Origin of the sequence: Desulfovibrio sp. JC022, assembly GCF_010470665.1 — a bacterium.
Lineage (GTDB): Bacteria > Desulfobacterota > Desulfovibrionia > Desulfovibrionales > Desulfovibrionaceae > Maridesulfovibrio.
In genome coordinates this window covers 1-13,003 of sequence record NZ_VOPZ01000007.1, presented here as the reverse complement: position 1 = coordinate 13,003, position 13,003 = coordinate 1, and the positions used below count along the sequence as shown (strand labels likewise).

At 44.9% G+C, this 13,003-nt stretch carries 14 protein-coding genes; 8 read left to right on the top strand and 6 right to left on the bottom strand.

Features of this window, described 5'->3' with window-relative positions:
- The 3 genes from FMS18_RS11980 to FMS18_RS11970 are packed head-to-tail and all read left to right on the top strand — an operon-like array spanning position 1 to position 1,930.
- The gene (locus FMS18_RS11980; protein WP_163294836.1) at positions 1-573 is read left to right on the top strand and encodes a flavin reductase family protein; all 573 of its coding nucleotides are present in this window, start codon (positions 1-3) and stop codon (positions 571-573) included.
- A gap of 13 nt (positions 574-586) precedes the next feature.
- The gene (locus FMS18_RS11975; RefSeq protein ID WP_163294834.1) at positions 587-1,075 is read left to right on the top strand and encodes a flavin reductase family protein; all 489 of its coding nucleotides are present in this window, start codon (positions 587-589) and stop codon (positions 1,073-1,075) included.
- Positions 1,076-1,102: 27 nt separating this feature from the next.
- A complete protein-coding gene (locus FMS18_RS11970) occupies positions 1,103-1,930 on the top strand; it encodes a nitroreductase family protein (protein WP_163294832.1) in 828 nt (275 codons plus the stop codon).
- Positions 1,931-2,015: 85 nt separating this feature from the next.
- On the opposite strand, the gene FMS18_RS11965 is transcribed toward FMS18_RS11970, so the two are convergent.
- A complete protein-coding gene (locus FMS18_RS11965) occupies positions 2,016-3,467 on the bottom strand; it encodes a Fic family protein (RefSeq protein WP_163294830.1) in 1,452 nt (483 codons plus the stop codon).
- Positions 3,468-3,633: 166 nt separating this feature from the next.
- Between FMS18_RS11965 and FMS18_RS11960 the strand changes: the two genes are divergently transcribed.
- Complete coding sequence (locus tag FMS18_RS11960; RefSeq protein ID WP_163294828.1) at positions 3,634-4,362, top strand: hypothetical protein; 729 nt, start codon at positions 3,634-3,636, stop codon at positions 4,360-4,362.
- Positions 4,363-4,491: 129 nt separating this feature from the next.
- Positions 4,492-4,893, top strand: coding sequence for a DUF5675 family protein (locus FMS18_RS11955; protein WP_163294826.1), 402 nt, complete (start codon positions 4,492-4,494; stop codon positions 4,891-4,893).
- Positions 4,894-5,009: 116 nt separating this feature from the next.
- Here the strand turns inward: FMS18_RS11955 and FMS18_RS11950 are convergent, their stop codons facing one another.
- The gene (locus FMS18_RS11950) at positions 5,010-6,029 is read right to left on the bottom strand and encodes a substrate-binding domain-containing protein (protein ID WP_163294824.1); all 1,020 of its coding nucleotides are present in this window, start codon (positions 6,027-6,029) and stop codon (positions 5,010-5,012) included.
- A gap of 205 nt (positions 6,030-6,234) precedes the next feature.
- On the opposite strand from FMS18_RS11950, the gene FMS18_RS11945 reads away from it, so the two are divergent.
- Positions 6,235-6,981, top strand: coding sequence for an ABC transporter substrate-binding protein (locus tag FMS18_RS11945; RefSeq protein WP_163294822.1), 747 nt, complete (start codon positions 6,235-6,237; stop codon positions 6,979-6,981).
- 5 nt (positions 6,982-6,986) lie between these two features.
- On the opposite strand, the gene FMS18_RS11940 is transcribed toward FMS18_RS11945, so the two are convergent.
- From FMS18_RS11940 to FMS18_RS11930, 3 genes are all read right to left on the bottom strand, one after another.
- Positions 6,987-7,259, bottom strand: a complete 273-nt coding sequence (locus tag FMS18_RS11940) for a hypothetical protein (RefSeq protein WP_163294820.1) — start codon at positions 7,257-7,259, stop codon at positions 6,987-6,989.
- 73 nt (positions 7,260-7,332) lie between these two features.
- Positions 7,333-7,962 carry a hypothetical protein gene (locus FMS18_RS11935; protein ID WP_163294818.1) on the bottom strand — a complete coding sequence of 210 codons (630 nt, stop codon included), beginning with the start codon at positions 7,960-7,962 and terminating at the stop codon, positions 7,333-7,335.
- A gap of 110 nt (positions 7,963-8,072) precedes the next feature.
- Positions 8,073-9,905 carry an SLC13 family permease gene (locus FMS18_RS11930; protein ID WP_163294816.1) on the bottom strand — a complete coding sequence of 611 codons (1,833 nt, stop codon included), beginning with the start codon at positions 9,903-9,905 and terminating at the stop codon, positions 8,073-8,075.
- Between the two features lie 748 nt (positions 9,906-10,653).
- Here FMS18_RS11930 and FMS18_RS11925 point away from each other — a divergent pair.
- Positions 10,654-11,418: a rhodanese-like domain-containing protein gene (locus FMS18_RS11925; protein WP_163294814.1), complete on the top strand. Its 765-nt coding sequence runs from the start codon at positions 10,654-10,656 to the stop codon at positions 11,416-11,418.
- A gap of 730 nt (positions 11,419-12,148) precedes the next feature.
- Positions 12,149-12,709, top strand: a complete 561-nt coding sequence (locus tag FMS18_RS11920) for a recombinase family protein (protein ID WP_163294812.1) — start codon at positions 12,149-12,151, stop codon at positions 12,707-12,709.
- A gap of 162 nt (positions 12,710-12,871) precedes the next feature.
- Here the strand turns inward: FMS18_RS11920 and FMS18_RS11915 are convergent.
- On the bottom strand, positions 12,872-13,003 hold a 132-nt coding region (locus FMS18_RS11915; RefSeq protein WP_163294810.1), incomplete at its 5' end, for an integrase core domain-containing protein.

Genomic DNA, 13,003 nt, shown 5'->3' with positions numbered 1-13,003 from the left:
ATGAAACAATCAATCAAACCTAACACTCTTGCCATGCCGACCCCGGTCTGGTGCGTTGGAAGCTACGATAAAAACGGCAAGCCCAATGTTATGACCATTGCCTGGGGTGGTATCTGTTGTTCTGCCCCTCCCATGCTGACTGTTTCATTGCGTAAGGCCACTTACACCTATGGCTCCATCATGGAACGCGGCGCGTATACTGTTTCTATTCCTTCCGCCAAGCATGCTGCGGAAGCAGATTATTTCGGGATTGCCAGTGGAAAAAATAGCGACAAGTTTGCTGTTTCCGGACTGACTCCGGTCCGTTCCGATGTTGTGGATGCTCCGTATGTGGAAGAATTTCCGCTCATTTTTGAGTGCAAGGTTGTTGAGACTGTTGAACTGGGATTACATACCCAGTTTGTGGGTGAAATTGTCGGCATCAAGGCTGATGAGGATATTCTTAATGAGAAAGGTATGCCCATGATGGGCGCGGTTAATCCCATTGTTTTTGCGCACGCTACCCGTGAGTACAGGGGGATTGGTGGTGTGGTCGGCAGTGGATTTAAAATTGGCAAAAAGTTTATGGAATAAGTAGGAATATAGAATGGGAATTTCTCATACTTTGCTGGGCGGTCATGTGGATGGTCGTCCTGATTACCTCCCCTTGGCAGCAGAGCCGCGTATTAACGGCAAGCTTTCCCTTGCTGCAATCGAAATTGAAAAAGGCAGTGAGCTGCATGCCCGGATTATGGAAGAAGGAAGCTTTAGCCTGAATTTGTTTTCCGGTAAGATTTTGAATTGTCTCGGACTTGGTAACTCATTGTCTGAAAATAATAAGTGTTGTGACAGCCGATGTGTTAGCTTTCATGGGAAGCTTGGAAATGTTCCCATGCTTGAAGCCGCGCCGTTGTCTCTTGAGTGCAGGATTTATGAGGTTGTTGATCTTGGCAAGTCATCTTTTGTCATGGCAGAGATCGCAGGAAGTTGGAGTAAGGGGAGATGTTTTAGAAATGATTATCAGTTGGATTTTGAAACACAATCGATTCCATTGTCTGATATGAAAGGGCAGGGTCATTCAGTTTCTGTGGTTTGAATTAAGAGTTAAATCTGTGGGGTAGATATGTTGGATTTTTCAGTAAATGAAGAGCTCTGCGTTCTTTGCGGGCTGTGTGCCCAGGATTGTTTCCATGGAATCATCGAACTTGATGAGTACCCGAAAATTGTGGATGAGCAACGCTGTTTTGAGTGTCTGCACTGTCTTGCGGTTTGTCCCGCAGGTGCCATCTCCATTCTCGGACATTCCCCGGAAGGATCTAGCCCGCTAAAAGGCAATCTTCCGGGTGAAGACATGATGGCAACTCTCATCAAGGGGCGTCGTTCAATCCGTTCGTACAAGCCGGAACCTCTTGAGCCGGAAAGGATTCAGAAATTGCTCGATACTGCATGGCATGCCCCCACAGGAGTAAATTCTCGCAGTGTACATATTACCCTCATGGATGACCCGGATTCAGTAAAGAAATTCAGAGATGAAATCTATGATCGGCTTGAAGATGCCCTTAAAGATGAAATTTCTGAAATTCCATATGTGGTGAATCTATTCAAGATGGTCTGCCAGCAGATGAAGGAAAACAGTGTGGATATCCTTTTACGTGATGCACCGCATTTTATAATTGTTTCGGCTCCGCAGAGTGCCCCCAGCCGGACTGCGGATATGACAATTTTTCTTTCCTACTTCGAGCTTATGGCCCAGTCCATGAAGATCGGCACTCTCTGGAACGGGCTGCTACGGCGCGTAGTCGAATCCGTCCTCCCGGACCTGAAAGAAAAGCTCGGCATCCCCGAAGATCACGAAATCGGTTACGCCATGCTTTTCGGCAAGCCCGCTGTAAAATATCAGCGTACGGTTGAGCGTGGCGAGGCGCGGGTGAGACGGGTTGAGTGGGGGTAGGGTTGTTGTTTGAATTTTAATTTGGAGTTCTAGATATCATCAAATAATCCCCGCCTTTCTATACGAAGGGCGGGGATTTTCGGTATTAGCCTGAGACTCTTTTTTCTAGGCTGGCTAAGCAGAGGGTTATGGCTGTGTCGAACCATTCTTTGTATTTGGTTTTAATCTCTTCGAAGTTGTGATCGGCTAAGTAAATAAATGGGCTAAAAGTTATAAGTTGAATGTCTGAATAATACGGATAGTTTTTATCAGATAAGTCTTCAATTAAAAAAGCAATTGTTGCAAATTTTTTTGTTTCAGTAGCTAGAGGAAATGCAACAAAGAGTATCCAATTCTTATTATGCTCATCAATAAGTAATCCGCTCATTATCATTTCTTCGCACTCTGTTTTTAAATCCGGCCTGTGTGCGAAGGCTTGTTTGATTTGAACGATAAACTCGTCTTCAGCATATGGTATATTTATTTGTGCATTATAGTCTGTATGTATTTTTTTTAATTGATCAGAAAGTTCTTTCGCATATGGCTTTAACAGTGAGTCTGTGTATTGTTTTATTTTAGAAGCAATTGTGTTTAATACATTGGCCCTTCCCGCTATAAATTCTTTTTCTTTCAATTTATGAGCAAAAATCTCAGTAGCGATATTGGGTGATGTACTTGCCGCCCTAGCCAAATCAATAGCCCTGTAAACAATACTACTTTGCAATTCAGCAAAAAAATCACTTAATGGCTTCAGTTCTCCGGCATCTGCTTTTTTCAAAGCATCGATATACTGCTTGCGTTGTTCTCCCCGCTCAACAATCAGAGGGAATAAACCTGCTTTAATAAATACCAGTGATGCCAACGCACGGGCAACACGACCATTTCCATCCTGAAAAGGGTGAATAAGCACAAAGCGGTGATGCAGCCATGCGGCTAATACTTCCGGAGGGATGTCGGAATTGCTGTATTCTTCGTACCACTCAACGAGGTTGTCCATTTCCTGCGCTACTTGTTCAGGGGGGCAATAGTGAAAAACAGTACCATCAGGTTGTTGCGGGTTGTTGGGCTGGGTTTTCCAAGTTCCTTTTTGTTCGAAAGCTCTTTTTTCGCTTTTCCCGTCAGGAGTGACCACGGTCAAGCTGTGCTGACTGTTAGTCAAAAGGGCGTGAAGTTCTTTGATGTATGAAGTCGTTAATTTTCTTTCTTCTTTTACAAAATCAAAAACCCAATCCAACGCTTCTTTTTGGTCATTAAGTATTTCGTAAAGTTCTTTTTCGTCTAGGTTACTGGCATCGTGAGCAACCAGACCGCTGGCAAAGCCGTGTTCGATAAGGGTAACTGTGGTGCCTTGGTCAAGGGTGTATATCCCTTCGATCACGCCAGTTTCAATGCTCCAACTGCGAGCGAGCTTTTCGTTAAAATCTTTCAGGGTGTCGAGGTCTTGGGAAATATTACTTTTGATATCTGTCCATGAAGTGAGAATGGAATTCAGGCTTTCTGAACCATTTGATTTATCTTCGTCTGTAAGTGCTGAGATGTGTTTATATTGTGTAATCATGGATTATTTTTGTAGCTAGAAGGTTGGTAATTCCGAAGGGATAAATTAAGTTATCATATACCAAAATGCAACGTTAAAGATGTTCTATATTTAACGTCACGTATGTTGGCTGTGAAAGGCTGGGATTTTTTATTGCCCTCCACCTTCAATCACGTACAATAAAAGTATGGAAAACCCTCACAAGTATACACAAGCCGCGCGTTATCTGGGCATATCCGTTGCGACCATTATGGTCCTGCAATCCTGCATGGTTGTGGTACATGAATTTACGCATAGCACCATGGCTTCTCTGCTGGGTGAGATGAAAAGTCCGCTGGATATTGTCTGGGGTAATCCGATCATGATGACCGGCTGGGACGAGGGTGTTGATTATACACGTATTTTTGCGCAGGGGCACGATTTGCATGGCGCATTTATCGGGTTCAGCCCGTTGATTATGCATTCCATTGTGACCGTAATCTGTTTGTTTCTGATGATTTCGGGCAGGCTGCGGAGAAGATGGTTATTTCACGGTGCTTACTGGATGGCAGTGGTCAATCTCATGGAACTTGTTGCATACATCTATATGCGTGCTTTTGCTGATCATGGCGATGTGGGGCGGTTTAATCAAGGCATGTATCTTTCTCCATGGTGGGCTTTTTTGATCGGGGGAACGTTTGTAACATGGTTGATATGGCTGCTTTTGCATAACGCATTGCCGCGATTGCGCGAACTCTTTGCTGCCCGCAACCATGTATGTGCATGGTCTATGCTTATTTTAAGCTCATTCACGATTTTCCTGTGGGGTAGCGGAATTAGAGTTATGGCTTATGTCAGCGGACCGCAAAGCTTATTTGGAGTCGCCGGGATCTTTCTTTTTATGCTTACCCTGTACTTGTTCAGAGCAGAGGACTGAGTGATTTCGGCTGCTGAGCGGAGAGCTGGACATTGTCAAGCTGTGTTCGGTCCGCCTTCTTTTTAAAGATAAAGTTAGGCTAGGGAATGATTGCAATTGATTGCTTAACTTTAAAAAGAAGGTTTGCGTATGAGAAAAGTAGAATTAATACGTGTTGAATCAGGGGATGAAGCAACTCTGGGAGGGCTGCTTGTAGATGGTAAATCCATTTGCTGGACCCTTGAGGAGCCTTGGCGCGGGAACAGGCAGGATGTTTCATGTATTCCCGAAGGGCGGTATCCATTAAAGCTTGAATTTTCCCCTTCCAAGGGGCGGAAGTTGTGGACGATTAAAGGCGTCCCGAATCGATCTTATGTGCGTATCCATACAGGAAACACGGTGGATGACACTGAAGGATGTCCGCTTACAGGATCAAAGCCCGGATATTTGAAGGGGAAACGGGCTGTGCTGGGTAGCAGGGCAGCTTTTGCTGAATTTATGTCCGCAATGTCCGGGAGCAGTGAAGCGGAGATTAATGTTGTTTCTACTTAAGTGAAAATAGAAAAAGCCCCTTGCTGTTACATGGCAGCAAGGGGCTTAGTTTTTCATGATATCGTTTGTGTTATGCAGGACATTTGCAGCACACTTGCTCTGCTAAATTTGAACGGCTACGGGGTGCGTTCCGTCAGACCTAAGACTTCCTGTATTTTTGGTTGTAATAGATTGTCCTTTGTTACTAAATATACTTTAGTTGTGGTTTCTGTTGGTATTTTTTGTCCTCTTGCAGCCATTGCAGCTTGGGTAACAGCGATTCGTCCTATTTCATACGGGTCCTGCGCTATTCCGGCGGAAATTGTACCTTGGTTAATCTCGCTGATCATTTGCGGGTCCGGATTGAAGGCCACAAAAGCCATTCCTTTACGTTTATTCAATTGATCAAGAGTCTTAAGAAGGATTTCACTGCTGCTTTCATTAAAGCCGATTACGGCATTGATTTTCTTTTTCCTGCTTGGATTGTCGTTACCATACATGGCTACACGAATCTTGGAGGAGTCTTTGTCCAGTTGTTTGCCTACATAAATGGCCTTGGCTACTTTCAGCTTGGAACCGGACTCTTTTAATTGATGTTTAAAGCCCTCAATTCGTCTATTCACCGGGGAATTACCTTTGGTGAACATGCCCAGCACCACAGCCCCGGAACCGTTTAATTTTTTATGCAGGTATTCTGCGGCCAGTGCCCCGCCTTTGAAATTATCGGAATGTACGTAACCAGTTTTTATTTTGTTGGATATCCGTGAGACCATCTGAATTACCGGTATCCCTTTACGTATAGTCCTTTTCAATGAATTCTTCATTCTTAAACCATGCACCGGGGAAATTACAACAGCATCCACGTTGTTTTGAATACACCATTCAAGTTTCTTTTTCTGCTCTTTGAAGCTTCCGTAACCGGCCGGACTAATCCAGAGCACTTTGATGTTGCCATCGTCCGTGGCGGCTTTGATCGCTCCTTTTTTCAGTAAATGCCAGAAGTCCAGATCTCCGCGCTCAGGGATTACCGCGATGTTAAGTTTATTGGACGCGGTGGAATCAATTGCTTTTGCCGGGTTCGCAACGAGCAGGGTAGTAAAAAGCAAGATGAATATAGCGATGAACTTAATTCGAAACATGGAGTTGAGTGGTTTCATCCGATCTCCTTGAAGAACTGGCGGGTTGGGTGTTTAACTAAATAGTGTGAATTAATTAATGACCAAAAATATTACTATTTGTTTTGTCTAAAAAAAAACATACAGGGTTGTTTTGTTATATTAGGTATTATATAGAAGAGGGCGATGATTGGACAGTTAATTTTATTTGAAATTGATTTTGTAGGTGTCTTTGAGGATACAAAAAATGAAATATATAACGATTTGGTTTGTCTTTGTGTTTTCGATTATAACACCGTATTTCGCTAAAGATTGTGCTGCTGAGACTTACCGTGTTATGCGCTATATTGAATCCTTTCCTCCTTACTATTTTCCAAAGAGTAGTTTTCAGAGTGGAATAGTTAAAGATATTTTTGCTGCGCTTTCTAAAGAGACCGGGGATACATTTGAATTTGTCAGCCTTCCATATAAGCGTGCTTTATACCAATTCGTAACGGGCAAAATTGACATTGAACCCATGGCCAATCCCGCATGGAGGAGTCATTCTTCTGTGCCGGGGATTTATAGTATCCCGTTCGGTGTATCTGAACAGATTGTTTTATATAATGCCAAGTATGCGCAGCCAGCTTACTTGCCTGAAGATTTTGCAGGGGAAACCGTGGGGACTGTAGCGGGCTACACATATCCTGTCTTTGGTGTCTATTTTGCGGATGGACGTATTAAAGAACATCAACTTAAAAGTGAAAATAAGCTCATTCAGATGCTGATCGCCGACCGTTTGCATCAGGCAATCATGAATAAAGATTTCGCTTTGTACAGAATCAAGACCGAGCAGCTCAAAGATCAGTTGGTCGTAAGTAAGCCGTGTAATTCAGTACCGATGATGATTCGTGTTCATCCCAGCAGGAAAGACGCACTTCCCAAGTTCAATAAAGCTATCAAGAAACTTTTGGAAGATGGTACTATTTCAAAGATTTATGGTCAGTATCGGTAGGGCTGTTACTTTTTTCTCCAGCCCCTTGATCTCATGCATTTATCAAACTCATTAGTCCTGATGTAGTTGCCGGAGAATCTGGCGCTATTGGTTGTCATGGTTCTTGAACGATCCTCTTTACCTATCTGGAGCTTTTCTTCTATCCGCTTTTCACATTTCTTTCTGTCTTTTTTAAATTCTGCTTTAGCCACTGCCGGGTCAGGGTAATTATCATTATGCCATGAGGAGCAGCCACCAATAATTAGCAATAAGGAAGCGAGGGTAATGAACTTTTTCATTTTGAATCTCCATGAGAAAACTGCCGGTAATGTAGATTGAAAGGGAGTCCGGTTGTAATGCAAGTCTTGCGGACTAGTTAACCGCAGGAGCAAAGCGTTTACGCAGGAAATCGGTCAAACCTTGGTTCACGCCCTGTCCGCATTTGGCAAAAGGACAACCTAATTCGTAGGGAACTTCAATGGGATCTGGGGAGCCGGAATATATTACAGTTTGTCCCTGTTCGTTACTTTCTTCCACCAGTAATTCTACTACCAGAAAGCATGTGTTCGGTCCGGTTTTAGCGCGTTCAATTCCGGGTGACCATGTATTTACGACCACCGGGTAGCTTCTAAATGTACGACCATATGGTAAGGAGTCGGAAAATCCTACTTGTTGCTGCGCGCCATGAGCCATTGCTTTAGGGGAAATAGACCCCACGCGGGCTTCAATAAGGTAATCCACTTCGCCGTCCGGCTGATATTTATATCCCAGTCCTGCCAGTGTTTTAATTGCACTTTGCGCAATAGGAAGTGCGCCGGTCTCAACACGTTCAGGAATGCCGTTTCCTTTCAGCTGGAAAAGCACAATACGTACATTAAATGAGCCAAGAGCAGGGTTAAAGGCAGATAACGGAGTCGGCGGGGTCACGTTGCGGGTTGAGCAACCGCCCATGCTAAGGATGGAAAAGACAACAATTGAAAGTAGAATTAGCTTCTTATGCATAACGACTCCACGGTTTATTTGGATTTAAAATAATCAATTATGGAATCTGTTAATAAGGTGTTTTTGTCAATGGGGGTATTATAGATTTGGGAAAAGTCGGTTGTTGTTTCTTAAAGATAAATAATCGGCAGAACAATTGATAATGTTATCCACATGATTATTACCAGCGGGGTTCCAACTTTTAAGAAATCCGAAAATGAATATTCACCTGCGTTCATTACCAGTAGATTGGTCTTGTAAGCCATGGGAGTGGCAAAACTCATGTTAGCTCCGAACAGGACCGCCAATACGAACGGTTCCGGATCAAGGTCTAATTGGCGGGCAATGGACAGGGCTATGGGGGTGCCGATTACGGCCGTCGCATTATTGGAGATGACGTTGGTGAAAACGGCCATCAGCAGCATTAGGCCGCTGATGATTATGGCTGCCGGAGCATCTCCGCTTAATGCAACAAAGAGTTTGCCCAGAAAGTCCGCACCGCCTGTTATAAGCATGGCTTTGCCAAGAGCAAGACTGGTCACAACAATCAGAATTACCTGCACGTTCAGGGCTCTTGTGGCGTCTCTCCAAGTGATACATCCGGTCAGAATCATTAATAGTGCCCCGCATGGTGCACTGATGGCTATGGGGAGTATTCCGAAAGCAGCAGTCAGTACTATTCCCAGCATGATGCTCATCGCAAGGTGGGTCTTTCGAGAATATGGAAGATCCATTGTGGAATCCAAGACCAATACCTTGGTATTCTTTTTGAGTTCAGATATTTTTTGCCTTGGTCCCTGAATCAGCAGAATATCACCGAGTTCCAGTTTTATGTCACTGATCTTGTCTAAGTACCGTTTAAGTTTTTTGCCGGAACGGTGAATTGCCAGAGGTGTCATGCCGGTCCGTTCTGCAAAATGATACTTTTTTAATGTCGTCCCGTTTAGCGGTGACCCTTGATAGATGACAATTTCAGCGATTTGCTGGTCAGCAGCCCTAAAAGGGTGCTCGGCATCATAGGGGACTACTGAGCCAACAGGGTACAAAGTTCCGTGCAGGATTTTTTCAAATTCTTTCAATTGTTCCGGGGTGTCGTTTATGACCAGATGGTCACCGGCTTGCAGAATGGCCCCCGGATGCAGATATATCGGTTTTCCCTCGCCGCGTTCAATGGTGGAAACCTTCATGGCGTTGTCGGTCAGTTTAAATGCCTTTGAAAGGGGGCTTCCTTCCAGAGGACTGCCCTCGGTAACTTCCAGGTGGGCGGTAAACATGCGTGGGGAACGGTCAGTCAGAGTGATCTCAATTCTTGGAATGATGCGCGGGGCGATCAGCCAAAGGTACAAAATTCCGATGCTCCCGGCGATTATTGCCGGCAAGACGAAATCAAACATTTCTATGCGTTTCAGCCCCATATCCGCTGCGACCGAGACAACCAGCAGGTTGGTCGAGGTCCCGATGGTTGTAGCTGTTCCGCCAAGTAAAGTGGAAAAGCCCATGGGCATGAGTACAGATGAAGCCGGAGATCCTGTTTTCAGGGATACGCTTATGAGGACAGGCAGTAGCAAAACCACCACAGGAACATTATTGATGAAGGCACTGATGAATGCCCCCAGCAGCAGGGTCAGTAAAAATGAAATGGTAGGACTTTTCTTCCAAGCCCGGGCCAGCAGGCGGCCCATAGGGTCTAACGAGCCTGTGCGTAAAATTCCTTGTCCGGCAATCATGAGCGCACATACCGCAATCAGGGCTTCGTTGCCGAATCCGTAAAAGAAATTTACGGCGTGGAAGGTTTTGCCATCCGATTTATAAGGGAAAATTTCGAATCCAACCGTCAGGATCAGGAGTATGAGCAGACTTGAGGTTTCAAGCGGAATTTTCTTTTTGCTGAACAAGAGCAATGCAACAGCCGTCAAGGCCAATACTGCCAGTGCGTGTAGGTTCGGTAGTGGAGGTAGGGTCATGGAAATTCTCCATTATCAGGATGAATATGGTTCACATGGTTACATCATAGTAATGGAAAATTGTGGGTGTGGATAGGGGGAGGGGAAATGTATTTGCTGGTAGGGCAATTGAAAAATCCCAGCCTTTTATGTGAAAGGCTGGGATTTTTTGGGTGAAATAATGGTGGAGGCGGGGAGAATCGACAAAAAATCGAATGATCCAAGACCCATGGCTGGTTACCCCTGAAATCGTGTACCAGAGGATGTACCAACGCATGTACCACGTCAACCCCTGATGTTTGAATTCGGTTCCTGAAATGGGAACCGAACTGAGGTCCGACTATTGTTAAAATAATTTCCAAAATAGAGGTGCTGTGCAGTACTTTTTTTATAAATAAGGATGTGGATGAAGTTTATTAGGTTCATCCGGTTAAAGCATCCGCCCGTTCGCTCCGATGATGCGCCCTTAAGTTGGATGAGCCTTTAAGAAGTACATTTTTACGAAACCCGACCGGGATATCCAGAATGAAGGTATCCCGTTTTACGACAGTAAGAATATGACGTACAAATGAAACTACAACGAACTGTGGGCCAAGCCGTTCAATTGGTCCACACCGATAAGACGATTCAATTACAAGCCGACAAATTGAGCGGGTGTCACACTAGCCCACCACCTCATGAAGTACAAACACAGGAGATTTGAGGAATGGACACAGCCATCAAGAATATCACGACAAATGACGCGAAATCTTTCTTTCATGCGCATGAAGTGGGTAGTTACCAACTGTTGGACGTGCGACAGGAACGGGAATACGAAGAAGGCCACCTGCCCGGCGCGAGGCTTGTGCCCCTAGACCAGTTGGCCGACAGGCTTGATGAGGTTTCTGAAAACGGCCCTGTGATCGTCTATTGTCGTAGTGGCAACCGTAGCATGGTTGCTTCCTCAATTTTGTTAAACAACGGCAAGTCCGACGTTTTCAACATGCTAGGAGGTATCACTGCTTGGAACGGTGAAAAGGCTGTGGGCCTGCCAACCCAAGGTATGCACCTAGGAACCGCAGCCAAGACTCCTTTGGACATCCTGCGCATGGCTTACGCCATGGAGCTTTCACTGGGGGGCTACTACAGCCGCCGGGCCAAGGCGATGGATCAGCCGGAACTGATTGGTGCATTCAAGACTCTTGCAGGTCTGGAACAGACCCATCTCGACCTCATTCTAAGACGAATTCGCGAAATCGCCCCCGCAGCGGATCACGAGGACCTCCAACATTCCCCTGCCATCATTCTCTTCGAAGGTGGCGTGGACGAGGACGGATTCGAGACTCTTTTCGGGACAACCATGGACACCCCTTTAGGTGCCCTCGAAACCGCCTTGATGTTCGAGGCGCAAGCCTTTGACCTTTATATCCGCCTTGCGCGGGACACCGGGGACCCAGCGGCAGAGGCCTTGTTCAACAGTCTCGCAAACGAGGAAAAGAAGCACCTGAAAACCGTTGGCAATTTGCTATCTAAGCACATGTCCAACGGACAATGACAGGCATGAAAAGCGGTGCTGTAACATGTGGTTTTACAGATAAGGCCTGCGGAAAGTTTATGAAAAAAGTGCTGTGTCTGTGTTTTCAAACTCAGGATTATGGTGATTCATGAGACGAAGTACGCTTTAACCGGATGAATTGTTATTATGGTAATCATAAGAAGTAATATGGAGGAAAAAACATGAAGAAAAGTAAGGTAATTAACACCTATGTTGATGATGAAATGTACAAGGTCTTGAAAGGTCTATCTTTTTGTGAAAATCGTTCTCTTAGCTGATATACTAATGAGATTCTAAAAATATGAATACTAGAAGTGTATGCAGGAGAACGTAATCCTAACCCCGCAAGGTATTACCCTGAGGGGTATGGTATACCAAGAACACCAGAGCAGCTATCAGCTGTACTATCAATGCTTGATGATGGCCTTGAGGTCATAGAGGATATCTAGGTGTGTATATGTGGTTACAACGTCATATAAGGATATGTTGATATAGGTATGTGGTGGGTGTGTATATGCGACTGGTTATATATCAGTGATATCTATTGTTAGCGTGCATGGCTGTCTAACATGTCAGCTTATCGTTTAAGTATAGGTATATGATATATACCTTATGCGCCCCCTTATAGGTCTCATATATGTCATATCTATGCTATATGAGACAGTTCTCACTTGACTCTAAGCTCTTATGAGAATATTCTGAATTCGACCAGAACATGAAGGGGGTCACGATGGGAAAAATATTTCTGTATAGCCGAGTTTCAACATTGGATCAAAATTTAACGGCGCAGACTGAAGCGTTGACTGCTGCCTACCCTGAAGGGTTACTCTATCAAGAAAAGGCTTCTGGCACGTCCCGAAAGAACCGCCCGGAACTGGCTGCTATTCTTAAGGCCATTGGTGAAGGTGACACACTGGTTGTTTTCAAGCTGGATAGGCTCGCACGATCGGTGAAAGATTTACTGGATATCGTTGACCAACTGGAAGGTGTGGGTGCCAGCATCAAGGTTCTGGATCAGAGTGTTGATACCTCTACCGCTTCAGGGCGCGCATTCGTCCAGATGCTGGCGGTTTTCAGCGAGTTTGAAACGAATCTCCGAAGAGAACGTCAGAAGATCGGAATTGACAAGGCCAAAGCAGAAGGTCGGTTCAGAGGTAAGCAGATTGATCAAAAAAAGCACGATAAGGCCCTTGAATTCTTGAAAAAAGGTGAGTCCATCAAGGACGTTATGGCAGTTTCCGGTCTCAGTCGGGCTACCGTTTATCGGGTCAAAAGGAAAATGGCGTTGTGAGCCATTTAGAGGCGTCTGAGAGTGGCGTGGTTGATAGAGTGGAATGCGCCATAGGTTTTATAATGAGAGGCCTGTTACTGATATCAATAAAACGTTGATAACCGTGTTTGAATTAATCGACAACTCACGGAGGCTGCATGTCAAAGTGTAAACCTCCCCAAGTTAGTGCCATCCATAAGTAGAGTTCTCTTGGGGTGAATGTTTTTGGACATACTCGACTGGGGTCATGTCTCCGAGCGATTCATGTGGCCGCTCTTCGTTGTATTGACGAATCCAGTATTCGGTTATGTCCTT

Coding starts and splice junctions, on each gene's coding strand:
- FMS18_RS11950 (WP_163294824.1), bottom strand. CDS start 6,029: ATGAAACCACTCAACTCCATGTTTCGAATTAAGTTCATCGCTATATTC.
- FMS18_RS11955 (WP_163294826.1), top strand. CDS start 4,492: ATGAGAAAAGTAGAATTAATACGTGTTGAATCAGGGGATGAAGCAACT.
- FMS18_RS11965 (WP_163294830.1), bottom strand. CDS start 3,467: ATGATTACACAATATAAACACATCTCAGCACTTACAGACGAAGATAAA.
- FMS18_RS11980 (WP_163294836.1), top strand. CDS start 1: ATGAAACAATCAATCAAACCTAACACTCTTGCCATGCCGACCCCGGTC.
- FMS18_RS11930 (WP_163294816.1), bottom strand. CDS start 9,905: ATGACCCTACCTCCACTACCGAACCTACACGCACTGGCAGTATTGGCC.
- FMS18_RS11935 (WP_163294818.1), bottom strand. CDS start 7,962: ATGCATAAGAAGCTAATTCTACTTTCAATTGTTGTCTTTTCCATCCTT.
- FMS18_RS11940 (WP_163294820.1), bottom strand. CDS start 7,259: ATGAAAAAGTTCATTACCCTCGCTTCCTTATTGCTAATTATTGGTGGC.
- FMS18_RS11960 (WP_163294828.1), top strand. CDS start 3,634: ATGGAAAACCCTCACAAGTATACACAAGCCGCGCGTTATCTGGGCATA.
- FMS18_RS11975 (WP_163294834.1), top strand. CDS start 587: ATGGGAATTTCTCATACTTTGCTGGGCGGTCATGTGGATGGTCGTCCT.
- FMS18_RS11970 (WP_163294832.1), top strand. CDS start 1,103: ATGTTGGATTTTTCAGTAAATGAAGAGCTCTGCGTTCTTTGCGGGCTG.
- FMS18_RS11945 (WP_163294822.1), top strand. CDS start 6,235: ATGAAATATATAACGATTTGGTTTGTCTTTGTGTTTTCGATTATAACA.
- FMS18_RS11920 (WP_163294812.1), top strand. CDS start 12,149: ATGGGAAAAATATTTCTGTATAGCCGAGTTTCAACATTGGATCAAAAT.